The organism is Tenacibaculum sp. M1.3A (assembly GCF_057732375.1).
This window is the reverse complement of the sequence record NZ_JBYJEF010000008.1, coordinates 80,003-96,171: the sequence shown is the minus strand read 5'-3', so window position 1 is coordinate 96,171 and position 16,169 is coordinate 80,003. Positions and strand designations below refer to the sequence as shown.

The 16,169-nt window shown below is 35.8% G+C and carries 16 protein-coding genes; all 16 read left to right on the top strand.

The features are described 5' to 3' along the window. Nucleotides 1-8 precede the first annotated feature (8 nt). Nucleotides 9-602: a DUF3347 domain-containing protein gene (locus AC28QF_RS12200; RefSeq protein ID WP_068704612.1), complete on the top strand. Its 594-nt coding sequence runs from the start codon at nt 9-11 to the stop codon at nt 600-602. Then, on the top strand, nt 603-1,058 hold the full coding sequence (locus AC28QF_RS12195) for a heme-binding domain-containing protein (RefSeq protein ID WP_068704614.1): 456 nt from the start codon (nt 603-605) through the stop codon (nt 1,056-1,058). Nucleotides 1,059-1,131: 73 nt separating this feature from the next. Then, the gene (locus AC28QF_RS12190) at nt 1,132-3,624 is read left to right on the top strand and encodes a heavy metal translocating P-type ATPase (protein ID WP_215968330.1); all 2,493 of its coding nucleotides are present in this window, start codon (nt 1,132-1,134) and stop codon (nt 3,622-3,624) included. Between the two features lie 4 nt (nt 3,625-3,628). Beyond that, nucleotides 3,629-5,398, top strand: a complete 1,770-nt coding sequence (locus tag AC28QF_RS12185) for an efflux RND transporter periplasmic adaptor subunit (protein WP_488202053.1) — start codon at nt 3,629-3,631, stop codon at nt 5,396-5,398. 35 nt (nt 5,399-5,433) lie between these two features. Continuing rightward, a complete protein-coding gene (locus AC28QF_RS12180) occupies nt 5,434-5,928 on the top strand; it encodes a heavy-metal-associated domain-containing protein (protein WP_218773173.1) in 495 nt (164 codons plus the stop codon). A gap of 138 nt (nt 5,929-6,066) precedes the next feature. Next, nucleotides 6,067-6,378: a DUF6660 family protein gene (locus tag AC28QF_RS12175; RefSeq protein WP_218773174.1), complete on the top strand. Its 312-nt coding sequence runs from the start codon at nt 6,067-6,069 to the stop codon at nt 6,376-6,378. Nucleotides 6,379-6,501: 123 nt separating this feature from the next. Further along, entirely contained in the window at nt 6,502-10,902 is a 4,401-nt protein-coding gene (locus AC28QF_RS12170; protein WP_488202054.1) for a CusA/CzcA family heavy metal efflux RND transporter, read from the top strand. An 18-nt stretch (nt 10,903-10,920) separates the two neighbouring features. Continuing rightward, nucleotides 10,921-12,177, top strand: coding sequence for an efflux RND transporter periplasmic adaptor subunit (locus tag AC28QF_RS12165; protein ID WP_179022171.1), 1,257 nt, complete (start codon nt 10,921-10,923; stop codon nt 12,175-12,177). A 115-nt stretch (nt 12,178-12,292) separates the two neighbouring features. Next, nucleotides 12,293-12,631 carry a P-II family nitrogen regulator gene (locus AC28QF_RS12160; protein WP_179004455.1) on the top strand — a complete coding sequence of 113 codons (339 nt, stop codon included), beginning with the start codon at nt 12,293-12,295 and terminating at the stop codon, nt 12,629-12,631. A 16-nt stretch (nt 12,632-12,647) separates the two neighbouring features. Beyond that, nucleotides 12,648-13,070 carry a Fur family transcriptional regulator gene (locus AC28QF_RS12155; protein WP_488202055.1) on the top strand — a complete coding sequence of 141 codons (423 nt, stop codon included), beginning with the start codon at nt 12,648-12,650 and terminating at the stop codon, nt 13,068-13,070. 44 nt (nt 13,071-13,114) lie between these two features. After that, a complete protein-coding gene (locus tag AC28QF_RS12150; protein ID WP_099647762.1) occupies nt 13,115-13,468 on the top strand; it encodes a SpoIIAA family protein in 354 nt (117 codons plus the stop codon). A 42-nt stretch (nt 13,469-13,510) separates the two neighbouring features. Next, nucleotides 13,511-13,732, top strand: a complete 222-nt coding sequence (locus AC28QF_RS12145; protein WP_026775389.1) for an SHOCT domain-containing protein — start codon at nt 13,511-13,513, stop codon at nt 13,730-13,732. Nucleotides 13,733-13,738: 6 nt separating this feature from the next. Continuing rightward, nucleotides 13,739-14,542, top strand: coding sequence for an AlbA family DNA-binding domain-containing protein (locus AC28QF_RS12140; RefSeq protein WP_488202056.1), 804 nt, complete (start codon nt 13,739-13,741; stop codon nt 14,540-14,542). Nucleotides 14,543-14,547: 5 nt separating this feature from the next. Beyond that, on the top strand, nt 14,548-14,802 hold the full coding sequence (locus tag AC28QF_RS12135; protein ID WP_026775387.1) for a zinc ribbon domain-containing protein: 255 nt from the start codon (nt 14,548-14,550) through the stop codon (nt 14,800-14,802). 126 nt (nt 14,803-14,928) lie between these two features. Further along, entirely contained in the window at nt 14,929-15,246 is a 318-nt protein-coding gene (locus AC28QF_RS12130) for a hypothetical protein (protein WP_488202057.1), read from the top strand. A gap of 21 nt (nt 15,247-15,267) precedes the next feature. Further along, entirely contained in the window at nt 15,268-16,158 is an 891-nt protein-coding gene (locus AC28QF_RS12125) for a bestrophin family protein (protein WP_488202058.1), read from the top strand. Nucleotides 16,159-16,169: the final 11 nt, after the last annotated feature.

Here is a 16,169-nt window from a genome sequence, read left to right as displayed (position 1 = left end):
CAATAAAAATGAAATATTTAAAAACAATAGTAGCAATTTTAGTAATCTCTTTAATAAATCTTACAATAATTTCTTGTAAAGATGCAAAAAAGGAGAATACTCAAGACAGCATAGTTCATTCAGAAATGAACCATAACAAAATGGATAAATCCAATAATATGATGGATGATAATTCACAAAATTCAGGTGTTCAAAAAGTGTTAGCAGACTATATGATACTTAAAGATGCTTTAGTAGAAACCGACAAAAACAAAGCTGCTAAAGCTGGCGATAAATTGAACAATACTTTGAGCAAATTTGAAATAAATGGTTTTACTGTTGAACAGCAAAAAGAACTTAAAGATATTATTACAGATGCCAAAGAACACGCAGAACATATTGGTAGAAGTGAAATAGATCACCAAAGAGAACATTTTAAAACATTGAGTAAGGATATTATGGATATGGTTGCAATTACCGGTACTAAAAATACTTTATATCAACAATTTTGTCCAATGTATGATGGTGGCAGCGCTTGGTTAAGTTTGAACAAGGAAATTAAAAATCCTTATTACGGTAGTAAAATGCTGAAATGTGGTAAAGTGCAAAAAGAGATTAACTAAATGAAAATTGTAAAAATCATAGCATTGGTTTTAGTGGTGTGTTTTGTAGGCATACAGTTTATGCCTACAGAACTAAACCAAAGTAATATCGTACCAAAAACAGATTTTTTATTGGTAAATAATACACCTAAAAATATCAATACATTATTGCAAACGTCCTGTTATGATTGTCACAGTAATAATACAAGCTATCCTTGGTATAATAAAATTCAACCCATTGCTTGGTTTCTCGAAAACCATATTGCCGATGGAAAAGAAGAGCTGAATTTTAATAACTGGGACACGTATTCAACCAGAAGAAAGAATAGCAAATTAAAGTCAATTATTAATCAGATTAAGAACAATGAAATGCCACTTTCATCTTACACCTTAATTCATAAAAACGCAAAATTATCAACATCTGAAAAGACATTGGTTATTGATTATATAAAGAAACTAAAAGGCAATTTAAAATAAAGCCCTGATGTGGGAAGGAAATACTAATTAATTGGTTAATAGCCCTTCCCTTGTCAGGCACAAAAATAAAATAATGAAACACACATATCATATACACGGAATGACTTGCAACGGTTGTCGCAGTCACGTAGAAGAAACACTTTCAAAAGTTGATGATGTTTCAAACGTAAAAGTCAATTTAGAAAAATCAGAAGCTATTATTGAAATGCAATCACATATTTCAATTGAAATATTTCAAAAAGCATTAAAAGATGATGGTGGTCGATATAGTATTCATAAACAAGGTAAACACCAACCTAATAAAGAAAAAAAGCAGGAACAACCTAAAGGCAAAGGAACAGGTACATTTTATTGTCCTATGCACTGCGAAGAAGACAAAACATATAATAAAGCAGGTGATTGTCCTGTTTGTGGAATGGACTTGGTGGAAGAAAGAAGTTTAACTACAACAAGTAGCCAATTTACGTGTCCAATGCACCCAGAAATAATTAAAGACGAAGCAGGTTCTTGTCCTGTTTGTGGGATGGATTTAGTGCCATTAGAAGCGGATATTTCAGAAGAAGACAAAACCTATAAAAAATTGTTGAAAAAGTTTTGGATAGCTGTAATTTTTACTGTGCCAATATTTTTAATAGCAATGTCAGAAGCATTAGATAATAATCCTTTATATAATGTTTTAGAACAAAAACAATGGAACTGGATTCAGTTTGCATTATCAATCCCTGTAGTGTTTTATGCAACTTGGATGTTCTTTAAACGTGCTTACACATCAATAAAAACAATGAACCTGAATATGTTTACTTTAATTGGTATTGGTTCGGGTATCGCGTGGTTATTTAGTGTATTTGCAATGGTATTTCCAGATGTATTTCCACAAGATTTTAAAACAGCCGATGGTAATGTATTTGTTTATTTTGAAGCTACAACGGTAATTTTAACATTAGTATTATTAGGTCAATTATTAGAAGCAAGAGCACATAGTCAAACAAGTGGCGCAATAAAAGAATTACTAAAATTAGTGCCTTCAACAGCAACATTGGTTACTAATGGAGAAGATAAAGTTATTGCAATCGATAAAATTGAAAAAGACAATTTATTACGAGTTAAGCCTGGAGAAAAAATTCCAGTAGATGGTAGTATTGTAGAAGGTCATAGTAGCATTGATGAATCTATGATTACTGGAGAACCAATTCCTGTAGATAAGAGCATAGACGATAAAGTAAGTTCTGGCACAATTAACGGTACAAAGTCATTTATTATGAAAGCTGAAAAGGTAGGTTCCGAAACCTTACTTTCTCAAATTATTCATATGGTAAATAATGCAAGTCGTTCAAAAGCACCTATTCAAAAATTAGCAGATAGAATATCTAAATACTTTGTTCCAATTGTATTAGTTGTTGCAGTAATAACATTTATAGTTTGGGCTATTTTTGGTCCAGAACCTGCTTATGTTTTTGCCTTTGTAAATGCAATTGCTGTATTAATTATTGCTTGTCCTTGTGCATTAGGTTTGGCAACACCAATGTCTGTTATGGTTGGTGTTGGTAGAGGTGCACAATCTGGTGTATTAATTAAAAATGCTGAAGCATTAGAAAAAATGAATAAGGTAGATACGCTTATTGTAGATAAAACAGGTACGATTACTGAAGGAAAACCATCAGTTGAAAAAGTAATCTCAATTAATAATTTAAAAGAAGAAAAGCTACTTCATTTCATTGCTTCCTTAAATCAATATAGCGAACATCCTTTAGCAGAAGCTATTGTAAACTATGGTAAATCTAAAAATACTGTAATTACAAAAGTAAACGATTTTCAAGCTGTAGCAGGAAAAGGTGTTATAGGTACTGTTGAAAACAAAAAAGTTGCTTTAGGTAATGCAAAGTTATTAGAGCAGTTTGCCATAACTATTTCTAAAAATTTAGAAACTAATGTGGTTGCAGAACAAGAACAAGGTAAAACAGTATCGTATATAGCAGTAGATAATGAAGCTGTTGGATATGTAACTATTTTCGATGCCATTAAAACCACAAGTCAAAATGCTATTAAACAACTACAAGATAATGGTGTTGAGGTAATAATGCTAACTGGTGATAATAAAAATACTGCAAAATCGGTAGCAGAACAATTAAACCTTAAACACTATAAAGCAGAATGTCTTCCAGAAGATAAATTGAATGAAATTGATAAACTTCAACAAAAAGGAAGTGTTGTAGCAATGGCAGGTGATGGTATTAACGATGCGCCAGCTTTAGCACAATCAGATGTTGGTATTGCAATGGGTACAGGTACAGATGTAGCTATTGAAAGCGCTTCAATTACGTTAGTAAAAGGAGATTTACAAGGTATTGTAAAAGCTAAAAAATTAAGTCACGCTGTTGTTAAAAACATAAAGCAGAATCTCTTTTTTGCTTTTATATACAATGTATTGGGTGTGCCCATTGCAGCAGGTGTTTTATACCCAATATTCGGGTTATTACTCTCACCAATGATTGCAGCTTTAGCAATGAGTTTTAGTTCAGTATCAGTAATTGCAAACGCATTAAGATTAAGAAATATTAAAATATAGAAAAATGAAAAAATATATAGTTTACATAGTAATATTAGCAGTTGGCTTATTATTAGGTTGGTTGTTATTCGGTAGTTCATCAAACAAAGAAACTGAACATAATCACGATGAAATAGCAGAAACCAATCAAAAATGGACTTGCTCAATGCACCCACAAATTATGCAACCAGAACCTGGTGATTGCCCTATTTGTGGTATGGATTTAATTCCTGCCGAAGCTGGAGCAGATGGTTTAGCAGCAGACCAATTCAAATTAACAAAAAATGCAATGGCGTTGGCCAACATTCAAACATCAATTGTAGGTAGTAGTAAAGCAGACGATAACGGTATTAAACTATCAGGTAAAATTGTTGCCAATGAAAAAGCAAATGCTGTGCAAGTCAGTTATTTCTCTGGAAGAATTGAACGCTTAAATGTCAGTTTTACTGGAGAAAAAGTAAACAAAGGGCAATTATTAGCAACCATTTATTCACCAGAATTATATGCAGCACAGCAAGAATTAATTACAGCAGCTTCATTAAAGGAATCACAACCGGCATTATATAAAGCAGTTCGTAATAAATTAAAATTATGGAAACTTTCTGAAAAGCAAATCAATCAAATAAAACAAACAGGAAAAGTAAAAGAAAATTTTCCTGTCTACGCAACTATCTCTGGTACTGTAACAGAAAAATTAGTAGAGCAAGGCGATTATATAAAACAAGGGCAACCTCTATTAAAAATTGCAAACTTAAATTCAGTTTGGGGAAACTTTGATGTGTACGAAAACCAAATAGACTTATTTAAAAAAGGGCAAGAAATAAACGTAACAACAAATACTTATCCTAATAAAAAATTTAAAGGTAAAGTAGATTTTATTGATCCTATTTTAGATAACAGAACTCGTACTGTTAAATTAAGAGTAGTGCTTAATAATAAAGACGAAGTATTTAAACCAGGAATGTTTATTGAAGGGAAAATTAAAGAGGTAACCTCTAATAAAGAAAAATCATTATTCGTGCCTTCATCTGCCATTTTATGGACAGGAAAACGTTCTGTTGTCTATATAAAAACAGATTCTACACAACCTATTTTCGAAATGCGTGAAATTACTTTGGGCAATAAAATTGGTGATAACTATCAAGTTTTAGAAGGCTTAAGTAATGGAGATGAAATTGTAACCAATGGAACTTTTACAGTTGATGCAGCAGCACAATTACAAGGAAAAAAATCTATGATGAATAAAGATGGAGGAAAAGTAATGACTGGTCACGAAGGACATTTAGGTATGGATAGCAATTCATCAAAAAATAATACAGACCATACCAATATGAATGAACGGTTAGAAGTATCAAAAGCATTTCAGAAACAATTAAAAAAAGTATTTGAAAGCTATATTAATTTAAAGGATGCGTTTGTTAAAGATAACTCAAATAAAGCATCAGAAAATGCAAATAGTTTACTTGATAATTTGAATAATGTGGATATGAAATTAGTTAAAGATGAAGCTCATAATCATTGGATGTCATTAGTAAAAGAAATTAAATCTTCAACAATTGCTATTTCTAAAGCAGCAAATATAAAAGAGCAAAGAAATCATTTTAAACATTTGTCTTCGCATTTAATTAAAGCTGTGCAACTATTTGGTATCAATGAAAAGGTATATGTAGAGTTTTGTCCAATGGCAGATAGTAATAAAGGTGCCTATTGGTTAAGCAAAGAAGAAAAAGTAATCAATCCATATTTTGGCGAAGCAATGCTAACCTGTGGAGAGGTAAAACAAGTTATAGAATAATTAAATACAAATAATAACAATTAAATTTTAAAACAATGAATTTTTCAAAGAAAAATCACGAACACAAAAACAAAAATGTAATCGACGTGAGTAAAAAAGTAATTTTAAGTATAGCTGTTATAGCAGCTTTAGGTGTAACAAGTTGTAATAGTCAAACAAAAAAAGAAACAAAAACAACCACTACACAAATGTCAAAAGATATGGCAATGACAGATTTGTCTTTTGGTGTAAGAGGAAATTGCGGAATGTGTAAAAACACTATCGAAAAAGCAGCTAACGGTGTTGAAGGTGTTGCAAGTGCTAATTGGGATGTAGATAAAAAGAAGATTGATGTGTCCTTTGATGAAACAAAAACCGATGCAATGGCAATCCATAAAGCAATAGCAGCTTCAGGTTACGATACTGAAAAAGTAGCTGGTAGTGAAGAAGCCTACAAAAATCTACCAGGTTGTTGTAAATACGATCACGAAATGTTGATGAATCAGTCAAGTGAAATGAAATCAGAAGACCATTCAAATCACGACCATTAAGCAAATAATGAAAGAGTCTTTTTCGGAAGGCTCTTTTTTAATTATATTAAGCTAAAATTCTAATTTGATTTAATGAAATAAAGACTAATCATTTTATTTGCACAACCATTGCACTAAATAATTTATATATTTGTAATAATGAAATCAATAGCATTTATATTATCAATTTATATTTTCGCTCTTAATTTAGCACCTTGTGCAGATTATGTCGCGTCTGATGATGATGCTAAAACAGAAATCTCACAATCTATGGATGATGACCATCAACACCAAGATTCAGATTTATGTTCGCCTTTTTGTATTTGCCAATGTTGCCATATTAATGCAACATATTATCAATTTGCAGATTTGAAACTTGATTTTCCTTACATTTCTACACAAAATTTTCTTTACTTAAACAGTACAGAAAAAGATTTTACTACTTCCATTTTACAGCCACCAAGGGCATAATTCAGTTTTTTAAAGGATAACAATATCCAATTTTTGAGCCTATATGGTTCTTTTCATTTCGTTTAATTCTATTTTTTATATCAGAATTGTATCGAAAAATTTAACTGAATTAATACATTTTCTATGATTAACAAAATCATTTCATTTTCCATTAATAACAAGTTTATTATTGGGCTCTTTATAGTGGCACTTGTTGGTACGGGCATTTGGTCTATGGCCACTATAAACTTGGGTTCTGTACCCGATATAACAAACAACCAAGTACAGGTAATAACCGTGGCCCCAAACTTGGGGACAGAAGATATAGAACAATTTGTTACCTATCCCGTAGAATTGGCAATGGCCAATCTTCCTGACGTCATCGAGCTGCGTTCAGTATCCCGTTTTGGGCTGTCCGTGGTTACCATTGTTTTTAAGGACGAGGCAGGCACTTATCTGCCACGGCAATTGGTACAGGAGAAATTAACCGAAGTTGCCGGAGAAATCCCCGAAGGTTTTGGCACACCTTTTATGGCACCCATAACAACAGGTCTGGGCGAAATTTTTCAATATACCTTAAAAGTGACAGAAGGCTATGAAGACAAATATGACGCAATGGAGCTTCGTACCATCCAAGATTGGATTGTAAAACGCCAAATGGCTTTAGTGCCAGGCGTAGTCGAGGTCAATGCTTTTGGAGGTTATGTAAAACAATATGAAGTTGCCATAAATCCTGATAAACTAAAAAGTTTTGGCATTACAATGAATCAGGTTTTTGAAGCTCTTAAAGTGAACAATGCTAATACCGGTGGTGCTTACATTGAAAAAAACCACCAAGCCAATTTTATCCGTGGCGAAGGGCTGGCTCGAAGTATCGCCGATTTGGAAAACACGGTTGTGACCACTCAAAATGGAAGCCCTGTCTTGGTAAGGGACGTTGCCGAAAAAGTGGGCTACGGAAACCAAGTGCGTTATGGTGCGTTTACCCAAGATGGACACGAAACTGTTGGTGGACAAATTTTAATGCTGAAAGGCGAAAGCCCAGGCGACGTGATCGAAAATGTGGAAAAGCGTATTGTAGAAATTCAAAAATCCCTGCCGGAAGGCGTTTATATTGATGCTTTTTTAAGCCGAAGTGAACTTATTGAGGCAACCACAAGTACCGTTAAAACCAATCTAATAGAAGGAGCCCTAATCGTCATATTTGTTTTGGTCTTGCTTTTAGGAAGCTTCCGTGGTGGCTTGATAGCAGCTTCGATAATCCCTTTATGTCTATTATTTGCATTTATTTTGATGAAACAATTTGGCATTTGGGCAAATTTAATGTCCTTGGGTGCGATCGATTTTGGAATTATTGTAGATGGGGCGGTGATTATCGTGGAAGGGGCGGTTTTCCACATTCATCAACGGATGAAAAAATCCACAACCGCCATCAACCAAGCTGAAATGGATGAAATCGCCTATGATTCTTCAAGTAAAATGATGAATTCTGCCTTCTTCGGTCAACTAATTGTTCTTATAGTTTTTACACCGATTCTTTTTTTGACCGGTGTGGAAGGGAAAATGTTCCGGCCAATGGCATTTACATTTGGTTTTGCCGTTTTAGGAGCGATTATCCTTTGTCTTACCTACGTGCCAATGATGTCATCATTATTTTTAAAACCTGCTAAAAATCAAAATAGTTGGTTCGCCAAGTTTGAAAACAAGATTGATAGGTTCAGTGATAAAATTATGGATGTTCTGAATCGTATCTATCTGCCTATATTAAATTTTGCACTTCGCTTTCGGGCAGGTGTGGTTATAGGCGCGGTTTCCTTGCTTTTGATTTCAGGATTTATTTTCAGCAATATGGGAGCAGAATTTGTCCCTAAATTTGATGAAGGCGATATTGCATTTCAAGCATTGATAAAACCGGGGAGCAGTCTTACAGAATCTATTGAGGCTTCAGAGAAACTTCAGAAGTTAATCAATGAGTTTCCGGAAGTAAAAACAGTAGTTTCTAGGATTGGTGTGGCCGAAATACCGACAGACCCGATGCCTATGGATATTGCCGATAGTTATATTATTCTTGAAAAAGATAAGAGTAAATGGACTTCCGCAGATAGTAAAGAAGAACTGATAGAAAAAATACAGGAAAAAATTTCAGTAGTTCCCGGCGTAAATTTCGTGTTTACCCAACCTGTAGAACTTCGTTTTAATGAATTGCTTACAGGGGTTCGTGAGGACGTGGCAATCAAACTGTACGGAGAAGATTTAGGCGTTTTGGCAGACAAGGTACAGGAAATCGCAGCGGTCATCAGAACCGTTCCCGGAGCGGCTGACCTCAATGTAGAAGCTACAAGCGGTTTGCCACAAATGACAGTGGTGTATAACCGGGCAAAAATGGCACAATACGGTGTAACCGTTGACAAGCTGAATGATTATGTAAGTGCTTCATTTTCTGGAGAACAGGCAGGAGTCATTTTTGAAGGGGAAAAACGATTCGATGTGGTCATTCGTTTGGCAGAGGAATATCGACAAGACATCAATAGCTTAAAAAACCTTTTCATAGACCTGCCAAACGGTGCACAAGTACCTTTAAAGGAGGTTGCAGATATCAGCTATAAGCCAGGTCCGATGCAGATTTCAAGGGACAATACCTCTCGTCGTATTTCGGTAGGGGTCAATGTTCGTGGGCGCGATGTAAAATCGATGGTCGAGGAAATTCAACAAAAATTGGAAACGGACGTGAAACTGCCACCAGGTTATTTTGTAACCTACGGAGGTTCTTTCGAAAACCTTCAACGTGCTTCAGACCGATTGATGATTGTAGTTCCAATCGTTCTATTAACAATATTTGTTCTGCTTTACTTTGCTTTAAATTCAGTTACACAGGCCTTGATGATCTATATGGCAGTGCCTTTGGCGACCATTGGTGGTGTTTTCGTTTTGTTGATTCGTGGAATGCCTTTCAGTATTTCTGCCGGAGTCGGGTTTATCGTGCTCTTCGGAGTTGCCGTATTAAACGGACTCATACTCATAAACAAATTCAATGAATTAAAAGACAGTGGAATGACAGATTTAAAAAAACGTATATACGAAGCAACGCACGAACGTTTACGTCCAATTTTATTAACAGCCATTACAACAATTATGGGTTTTATCCCAATGGCGATTTCTACCTCTGGTGGTGCAGAAGTACAGCGACCTTTGGCGACAGTAGTCATTGGAGGAATGCTTACGGCAACATTTCTGACCTTGGTGGTTATTCCTATTCTTTATTATTGGCTGGAATCCCGAAAAGAAAAGAAGGATAATGATGGTGACGCAAGTTACATTAAGAAAGGCGCAACGGTTATTATTATATTATTGAGTTTGGGAGGTTTTTTAACCCCAAATGCAGCAAATGCACAGGACAACCAGTTGGCTCAAACCCTTACCTTGGAAGAAGCCATATCTATGGCCAAGGAAAATTATCCATCCCTTAAAGAGAGCCAAGCTTTTATTGAACGGGAAAAGGCTATGAAAGGAACAAGTTTTGATTTAGGAAGCACCTCTTTATATACCGGTAGAGAAGACCAAGGGGTGCAACAAGGAATATTGAGTACGTATGGTGTACAACAGGGCAATATTGATTTGCTTTCGGGTTTTTCAAAAAACAAGTTCTACAAAGAACGGGTTAAATTGGGCGAAAAATTCTATGCTGTCAATGAGCAGCAATTGATTCGTAATGTGATGCAGGCGTATGACCTTATCAATTATAACAAGGCACAATTGCGTTTTGCGGAACAGTTGGACAGTGTTTATGCCAACTTTAGGACGGCTGCCGAATTACGCTATGACACAGGGGAAACAGGCAAGCTGGAGTTTATTGCGGCTTCTTCCGAATATCAGCAGATTCAAGTATTAAGGCAACAAGCCTATGATGATATTGAAATTGCAAAAAGAGCATTGAAGCAGTATTTGGGCATTGACCAAGAAATTGAAACTGTGAATTTGACCTATGAACCAATGGATTTTTTGGCCAATTTGGATTCGGCTTCCGCAGCCAATAATCCTTTGCTTCAATATGCTATGCAAAATGCCGAAGTAAGCAAAGCGAATATAGGTGTTGAAAAATCCGAGTTCCTACCAAAATTCAGCATAAGTTATGATAAATTGAAGTACAATGATGTGTCTGGCTTTAGCGCATATCAGGCCGGTATTAGCATACCGCTTTGGTTCTTTCCACAGAAATCAAGGGTAAAGGCTGCCAAGGCAGATGCTATGGTTGCCGAGAACCAATATCTCGAACAAAAAGCAATGACCGAAAGTAGGGTTTCCCAACTATTAAAATCATTGGAAAAGACCCAAAAAACACTTAACTATTATCAGGAAGGTGCATTGCTTTTGGCCGAGGAACAAATTACTACGGCAGAACTGGCTTCTAAGGAAGGTGAAATTGATTATGTGAACTATATCACAATACTCAACAGCGCCATCAGGATAAAACAAAATCATATACAGTTTATAAATCAATATAACCAGCAGTTCATTGAGTTGCAATACCAACTGGGTAACCTATAATCTAAAAAAGAATAAGAAATGAAAAATATAGCAATAGTAACTGTAGCATTAATGACCTTCTTTATGGTTGGCTGCAATGACAAGCCCGATTCAGAATTGGGACATAACGAAGAAAACACAACTACCGAAAAAATGGAAGGTGAAGGAGATGCACACGGTGAACATAATGAAGAAGAAGACGGTCATAATGAAGAAGAAGGCGAGGAAGGTGTGGTAATACTTACCAACGACCAAATCGAAACCGTTGGTCTTGAGACCAAATTGTTGGAAAAACGTAATCTCGGTAACAATATCAAGGTTACAGGAAGACTCGAACTTTTCCCTCAAGACAAGGCCAATATTAGTCCATTTATGGGTGGTAATGTTAGGTCCATCAAGGTTATAGAAGGAGATAAAGTGCGCAAGGGTGAAGTGCTTGCATATCTTGAACATCCGGATATTATAAGTATGCAGCAGGAATATCAGGAAAAAAACGACGAACTCGTATTCCTAAAGCAGGATTTTGAGCGAAAAAAAATATTGTTCGACAAAGGTGTTTCCTCAGGCAAGGAATTCCAAATGGCACAATCAAAATTTCGTTCCACGACCTCAAGTGTAACCGGTTTAAGGTCAAAACTACGTTTGTTGGGGATTAACGCATCCAAGGTAGAACAAGGAGAAATCTACTCTGCAATACCTATAACTACACCAATATCGGGCTACGTAGACGAGGTAATGGTAAGTCTTGGGGACTATGTGGCACCGCAGACCAAGATGTTCGCCGTGAGCGATAATTCTAAAATTCATTTAGACTTAAAAGTGTACGAAAAGGATATTCCAAAGGTAAAGGAAGGACAGAAAATAATCTTTACGGTAGCTTCTAAACCCGATGAATTGTTGACCGCAGAAGTACATTCCATCGGCAAAACTTTTGAGGAAGACCCTAAGGCCTTGCACGTGCACGCTGATATAGATAATAAAAATGGCGAATTACTTCCCGGTATGTATGTTGAAGGCAGGATTGCGGAAGGACAAAAATCAGGATATGCCGTTCCAGAGGAAGCCATTGTCAAGGAAGGCGAACAATCCTATATTTTCATTGTGGATGAGGATGAGAAAACCGAAGAAAACGCGGTGAAATTTAGAAGAATCCCCGTAAGTACAGGTGTCAATGACCTTGGCTTTGTGGAAATCAATATTCCTTCAGAAATGGCAAAAAATATTATGGTTGTCACAGTTGGAGCCTACACCCTTTCTTCGGAAATGGTCAAGGGCGAACTGGAACACGGACATTAATTCAATAATAATCAAAGGTTTTGATTCCGGGTTTGTTTATCGTCTTAATTAGTTAGTTAAAAATTAGAAAACAGGCTCGGTTCAAAATCGATTAAAAATTTAAAAAATTCATAATATGAAGGAAATAAAAGCATATATAAAACCGAACCGAATCCAAAGAGTCATTGAAGCACTTTCTGACAATGGATTTGAAAGTATGACCCTGTCACAAGCAGAAGGAACTGGAGCTTTCAAGGCAAAAGGAGCAAGACCGTCGCTAGATTTTCACGTAACAGATAGTCCTGTGGTAAAATTGGAATTGGTCTGTCAAAATGAGGAAGCCCAAGCGGCCATTGAAACAATTATAGCCAACGCCAAAACCGACGGGCCTGGAGATGGTATTATTTATATAGCAAATATTGAAGATGCGTTTCAAATTAAAACAGGAGATTCCTTAAAACGGCACGACCTGTAAATCTCTTTTTAAACAAATGGAAAAAATAGTTCAATTTTTAGAAAGCAAAGGAATACGACCTACAGCTATGCGCCTTATGACCTATAAGCGGTTGGCAGAGTTGAATGTGGCCATCAGCCTTGGCGACTTGGAAAAAGATTTTAAGGTCAGTGAAAGAAGTACCCTATTTAGGACTATGAAAGCGTTTAAAGAAAAAGGGATTGTGCATCAAATCGAGGATGGGACAGGGGTTATAAAATACGCCCTTTGCGAAGAAAATTGTGAATGCGAGGTCGGCAACGACCTTCATTTGCACTTTCATTGCAACAATTGTAATGAGACGGTCTGTTTAACAGAACATAAAATCCCTCACATCAACTTACCTGATGGTTATATTACCGAGGATATCAACTTGGTGGTAAAGGGTATCTGCGAAAAATGCAGTGGCAATTTGGTTTAAACGTTTGGTTTTTAAATTCAATTATCATTTATAAATAATGAGCAATGATAACAATCTATAAAAAAGAGGCTACTGTATATATGGTAGCAGAGAATAAGCTGGATGCCAAGGATTATGAAAACTTGATACCAGTCTTAACAGAACATATAACTGCCCATCCACAAGTGTATTGGTACATCGAGATGGAAAATTTTGAAGGCTGGACAGCAGAGGCATATTGGAAGGGAATTGAATTAAACCTTCCGAATGAAAAGCATTTAAAGCGTGTTGCTTTGGTGGGTAGCGTTAAATGGCAAGAACAATTTACCGAGGTATTGCTTCCTTTTTCAGAAGCTCATATAAAATTTTATAAGACCGAAGAAAAAGAATTGGCCAAAGAATGGATAGAAATAGAATAACATAAAAAATGGATATACTATTGATTTAAAAACAGAAACACTATGATGGACGATTGGTATTTTGGAGGAATGCACTGGATATGGTGGGGACTTTGGATAATCCTCATCTTTTGGATATTCCTAATTCCTTACCCCACCCCGGGACAGAAACGGAAAAAGGATAGTGCGATGGAAATCCTGAGGGAACGTTTTGCACGGGGCGAAATAAGCAAGGAAGAGTTTGAACAGCGAAAGAAACTGTTACGGGAAAACAAGAAAAAATAAACTGCAATGAAACTGGCTAATGACATACATAATCAAAAAATAGGAGGGCTGAACAGGCAAGGACTTCTTATTGCTATTGTTTTAGGGTTTGCGGTGGGCATAATCATTATACAGCCATTGGGCATTTCCCTATTCCAGTATGACCAGAGCGGTGATACGGGCAATTGGTGGTATTTGTTCAAAAATGCAGTTGGGCAAGCTCTTGGATTTGGAGATGTGGACCAAATCCTAAAAAATATCCTGTTTGGTATTATGGGAAGCAGTCTCGCCCTGATGTTCTATACAAGAAAAACAATATTTCAACTAAATAGGGAGAAAGTCGGAATAACCTTGATAAGGGAATTATTGGACAAAGGTGAAAACCACGAGGTAGAATTCAAAAGTACCTTGCGGTGGGACCTTCGACAAGGTAAGGTAAACAAAGCCTTGGAAATGGTAGTGGCAAAGACCATTGCGGGATTTATGAATACCGAAGGCGGCCATTTGATTATAGGAGTTGACGATGAAGGCCGTATCCTGGGGCTCGAACAAGATTACGGTACTTTAAAGAAACCGGGCAAGGACGGATTTGAACAGTATATAATGCAGTTGGTGTCCTTCAAGTTAGGCACCCATTTTTGCCCTTTGGCAAAAGTGGCCTTTTACCAATTTGAAGAAAAGGATATCTGTTATGTAAGGGTCTACAAATCGCAAAAACCCGTGTATTTGAACCTGGGCGACCGTTCTCATTTCTTTATCAGAACCGGGAACGGTACCCGTGAGTTGGATATGCCCGAAGCATTAGATTATATGGAAACACACTTAAATTAAACAATATGGGATTTTTAAAACATTTATTAAGAGGAAGTTATGGTCATCATTCCAACAAGCATCAACGTAAAAATAATGACCCAAGATTTGATGAACCCAAGGTTGTTGTGAGATGTATAAAATGCGGCAAAAACAATCCTGAAAATGCTTCTTTTTGTCAACATTGTGGCGAGCCTTTGGGTAAAGTAAAATGCAAAAGTTGTGAAGAACCAATACCTATGGATGCAAAATTTTGTTCTAAATGTGGCACTGAAGTATAGTTAAAAAACCTTATTAAAATAGAACTCTAACTTTTACCAATATTTCATATATAGCTTTAGGTTTAAGATTTATAACAAGAAAGTTTATGACATAATTGGAATACAAAATGTAAATAACCAAACTATATGAAATTAATGAATGACAGATTGTACCACAAAATATTCAACGGTGGCATTATTATGATTTTAATTATAACTGTTTCCTTGGGAATCGGGATGCTTGGGTATTATTATTTTTTGAAATTAAGTTGGATTGATAGCTTTTTAAACGCTTCAATGATACTTACAGGAATGGGTCCCTTGGATGAAGCACAAACCGATGCTGGCAAATTGTTTTCTGGAATTTATGCCTTGTATTCTGGGATAATTTTCCTTTCGGCCATAGCAATCTTTATCTATCCCATTATTCAAAAAATTGGGAAAAAATTTGAACACCACCACTAATAACAATTATAATTTCTCAATATGCTCTTAAATAAAAGAATATCCATTGTCAATTTTATTAAAACCATAAAGTTTGATATTGTATTTATTGTATCTTATGCTGTAGCTGTGGGTATTTTGGACCAATATGGTTTTTTGTCAAAAATCTCTATTCCAATTGGTGTTACTGCTGTTTTTGGCACTGCGGTAGCTTTGCTTTTGGGTTTTCGAACCAATCAAGCTTATGAGCGCTGGTGGGAAGCCCGTATTATATGGGGCGCAATTGTGAATGATTCCCGAACACTGGTCAGACAATGTGTTTCATTTTTCAAAAGGAGCAACGGGCAGTACGATATTTTGGTCAATGAAATGACCAACCGTCAAATAATCTGGTGCTATGCATTGGGTGAATCATTGAGAAAACTACCCTTTTCCCCCAAAGTTAAGGAATACCAAAAATCTTATAAGTTGGAGTCTTTTAATATTCCAAATACTTTATTGTCAGAACATTCTGAAACTTTGCTAAAAGCAAAAGAAAACGGTATGGTCAATGATTTTCAGCAGGTACAAATAGACAGTACCATAGCCAGATTATGTGATTCTATGGGCAAGTGCGAACGTATAAAAAACACGGTCTTCCCCAAAGCACATAGTTTATTAATCCATTTAATCATTTATGTATTTGCCACAATGTTACCATTTGGTCTGTCAGACCAATACCTGGCGGTGGAAATAAGTCTAACTATTGGAATACCGATTATTTTCGTTGCCATTGAAAAAACATCCATTTTGATGCAGGACCCTTTTGAAAATCGACCTATGGATACACCTGTAACCGATTTGGCCACAACCATTGAGATAAATTTAAAACAAATGATAGGAGAAGTAAATTTTCCCGAAAGGAACAAACCAACAAATTACTATGTTTTATAATAAAAACAATA

Coding starts and splice junctions, on each gene's coding strand:
- AC28QF_RS12165 (WP_179022171.1), top strand. CDS start 10,921: ATGAAAAATATAGCAATAGTAACTGTAGCATTAATGACCTTCTTTATG.
- AC28QF_RS12170 (WP_488202054.1), top strand. CDS start 6,502: ATGATTAACAAAATCATTTCATTTTCCATTAATAACAAGTTTATTATT.
- AC28QF_RS12150 (WP_099647762.1), top strand. CDS start 13,115: ATGATAACAATCTATAAAAAAGAGGCTACTGTATATATGGTAGCAGAG.
- AC28QF_RS12135 (WP_026775387.1), top strand. CDS start 14,548: ATGGGATTTTTAAAACATTTATTAAGAGGAAGTTATGGTCATCATTCC.
- AC28QF_RS12180 (WP_218773173.1), top strand. CDS start 5,434: ATGAATTTTTCAAAGAAAAATCACGAACACAAAAACAAAAATGTAATC.
- AC28QF_RS12140 (WP_488202056.1), top strand. CDS start 13,739: ATGAAACTGGCTAATGACATACATAATCAAAAAATAGGAGGGCTGAAC.
- AC28QF_RS12155 (WP_488202055.1), top strand. CDS start 12,648: ATGGAAAAAATAGTTCAATTTTTAGAAAGCAAAGGAATACGACCTACA.
- AC28QF_RS12185 (WP_488202053.1), top strand. CDS start 3,629: ATGAAAAAATATATAGTTTACATAGTAATATTAGCAGTTGGCTTATTA.
- AC28QF_RS12190 (WP_215968330.1), top strand. CDS start 1,132: ATGAAACACACATATCATATACACGGAATGACTTGCAACGGTTGTCGC.
- AC28QF_RS12195 (WP_068704614.1), top strand. CDS start 603: ATGAAAATTGTAAAAATCATAGCATTGGTTTTAGTGGTGTGTTTTGTA.
- AC28QF_RS12145 (WP_026775389.1), top strand. CDS start 13,511: ATGATGGACGATTGGTATTTTGGAGGAATGCACTGGATATGGTGGGGA.
- AC28QF_RS12130 (WP_488202057.1), top strand. CDS start 14,929: ATGAAATTAATGAATGACAGATTGTACCACAAAATATTCAACGGTGGC.
- AC28QF_RS12200 (WP_068704612.1), top strand. CDS start 9: ATGAAATATTTAAAAACAATAGTAGCAATTTTAGTAATCTCTTTAATA.
- AC28QF_RS12160 (WP_179004455.1), top strand. CDS start 12,293: ATGAAGGAAATAAAAGCATATATAAAACCGAACCGAATCCAAAGAGTC.
- AC28QF_RS12175 (WP_218773174.1), top strand. CDS start 6,067: ATGAAATCAATAGCATTTATATTATCAATTTATATTTTCGCTCTTAAT.
- AC28QF_RS12125 (WP_488202058.1), top strand. CDS start 15,268: ATGCTCTTAAATAAAAGAATATCCATTGTCAATTTTATTAAAACCATA.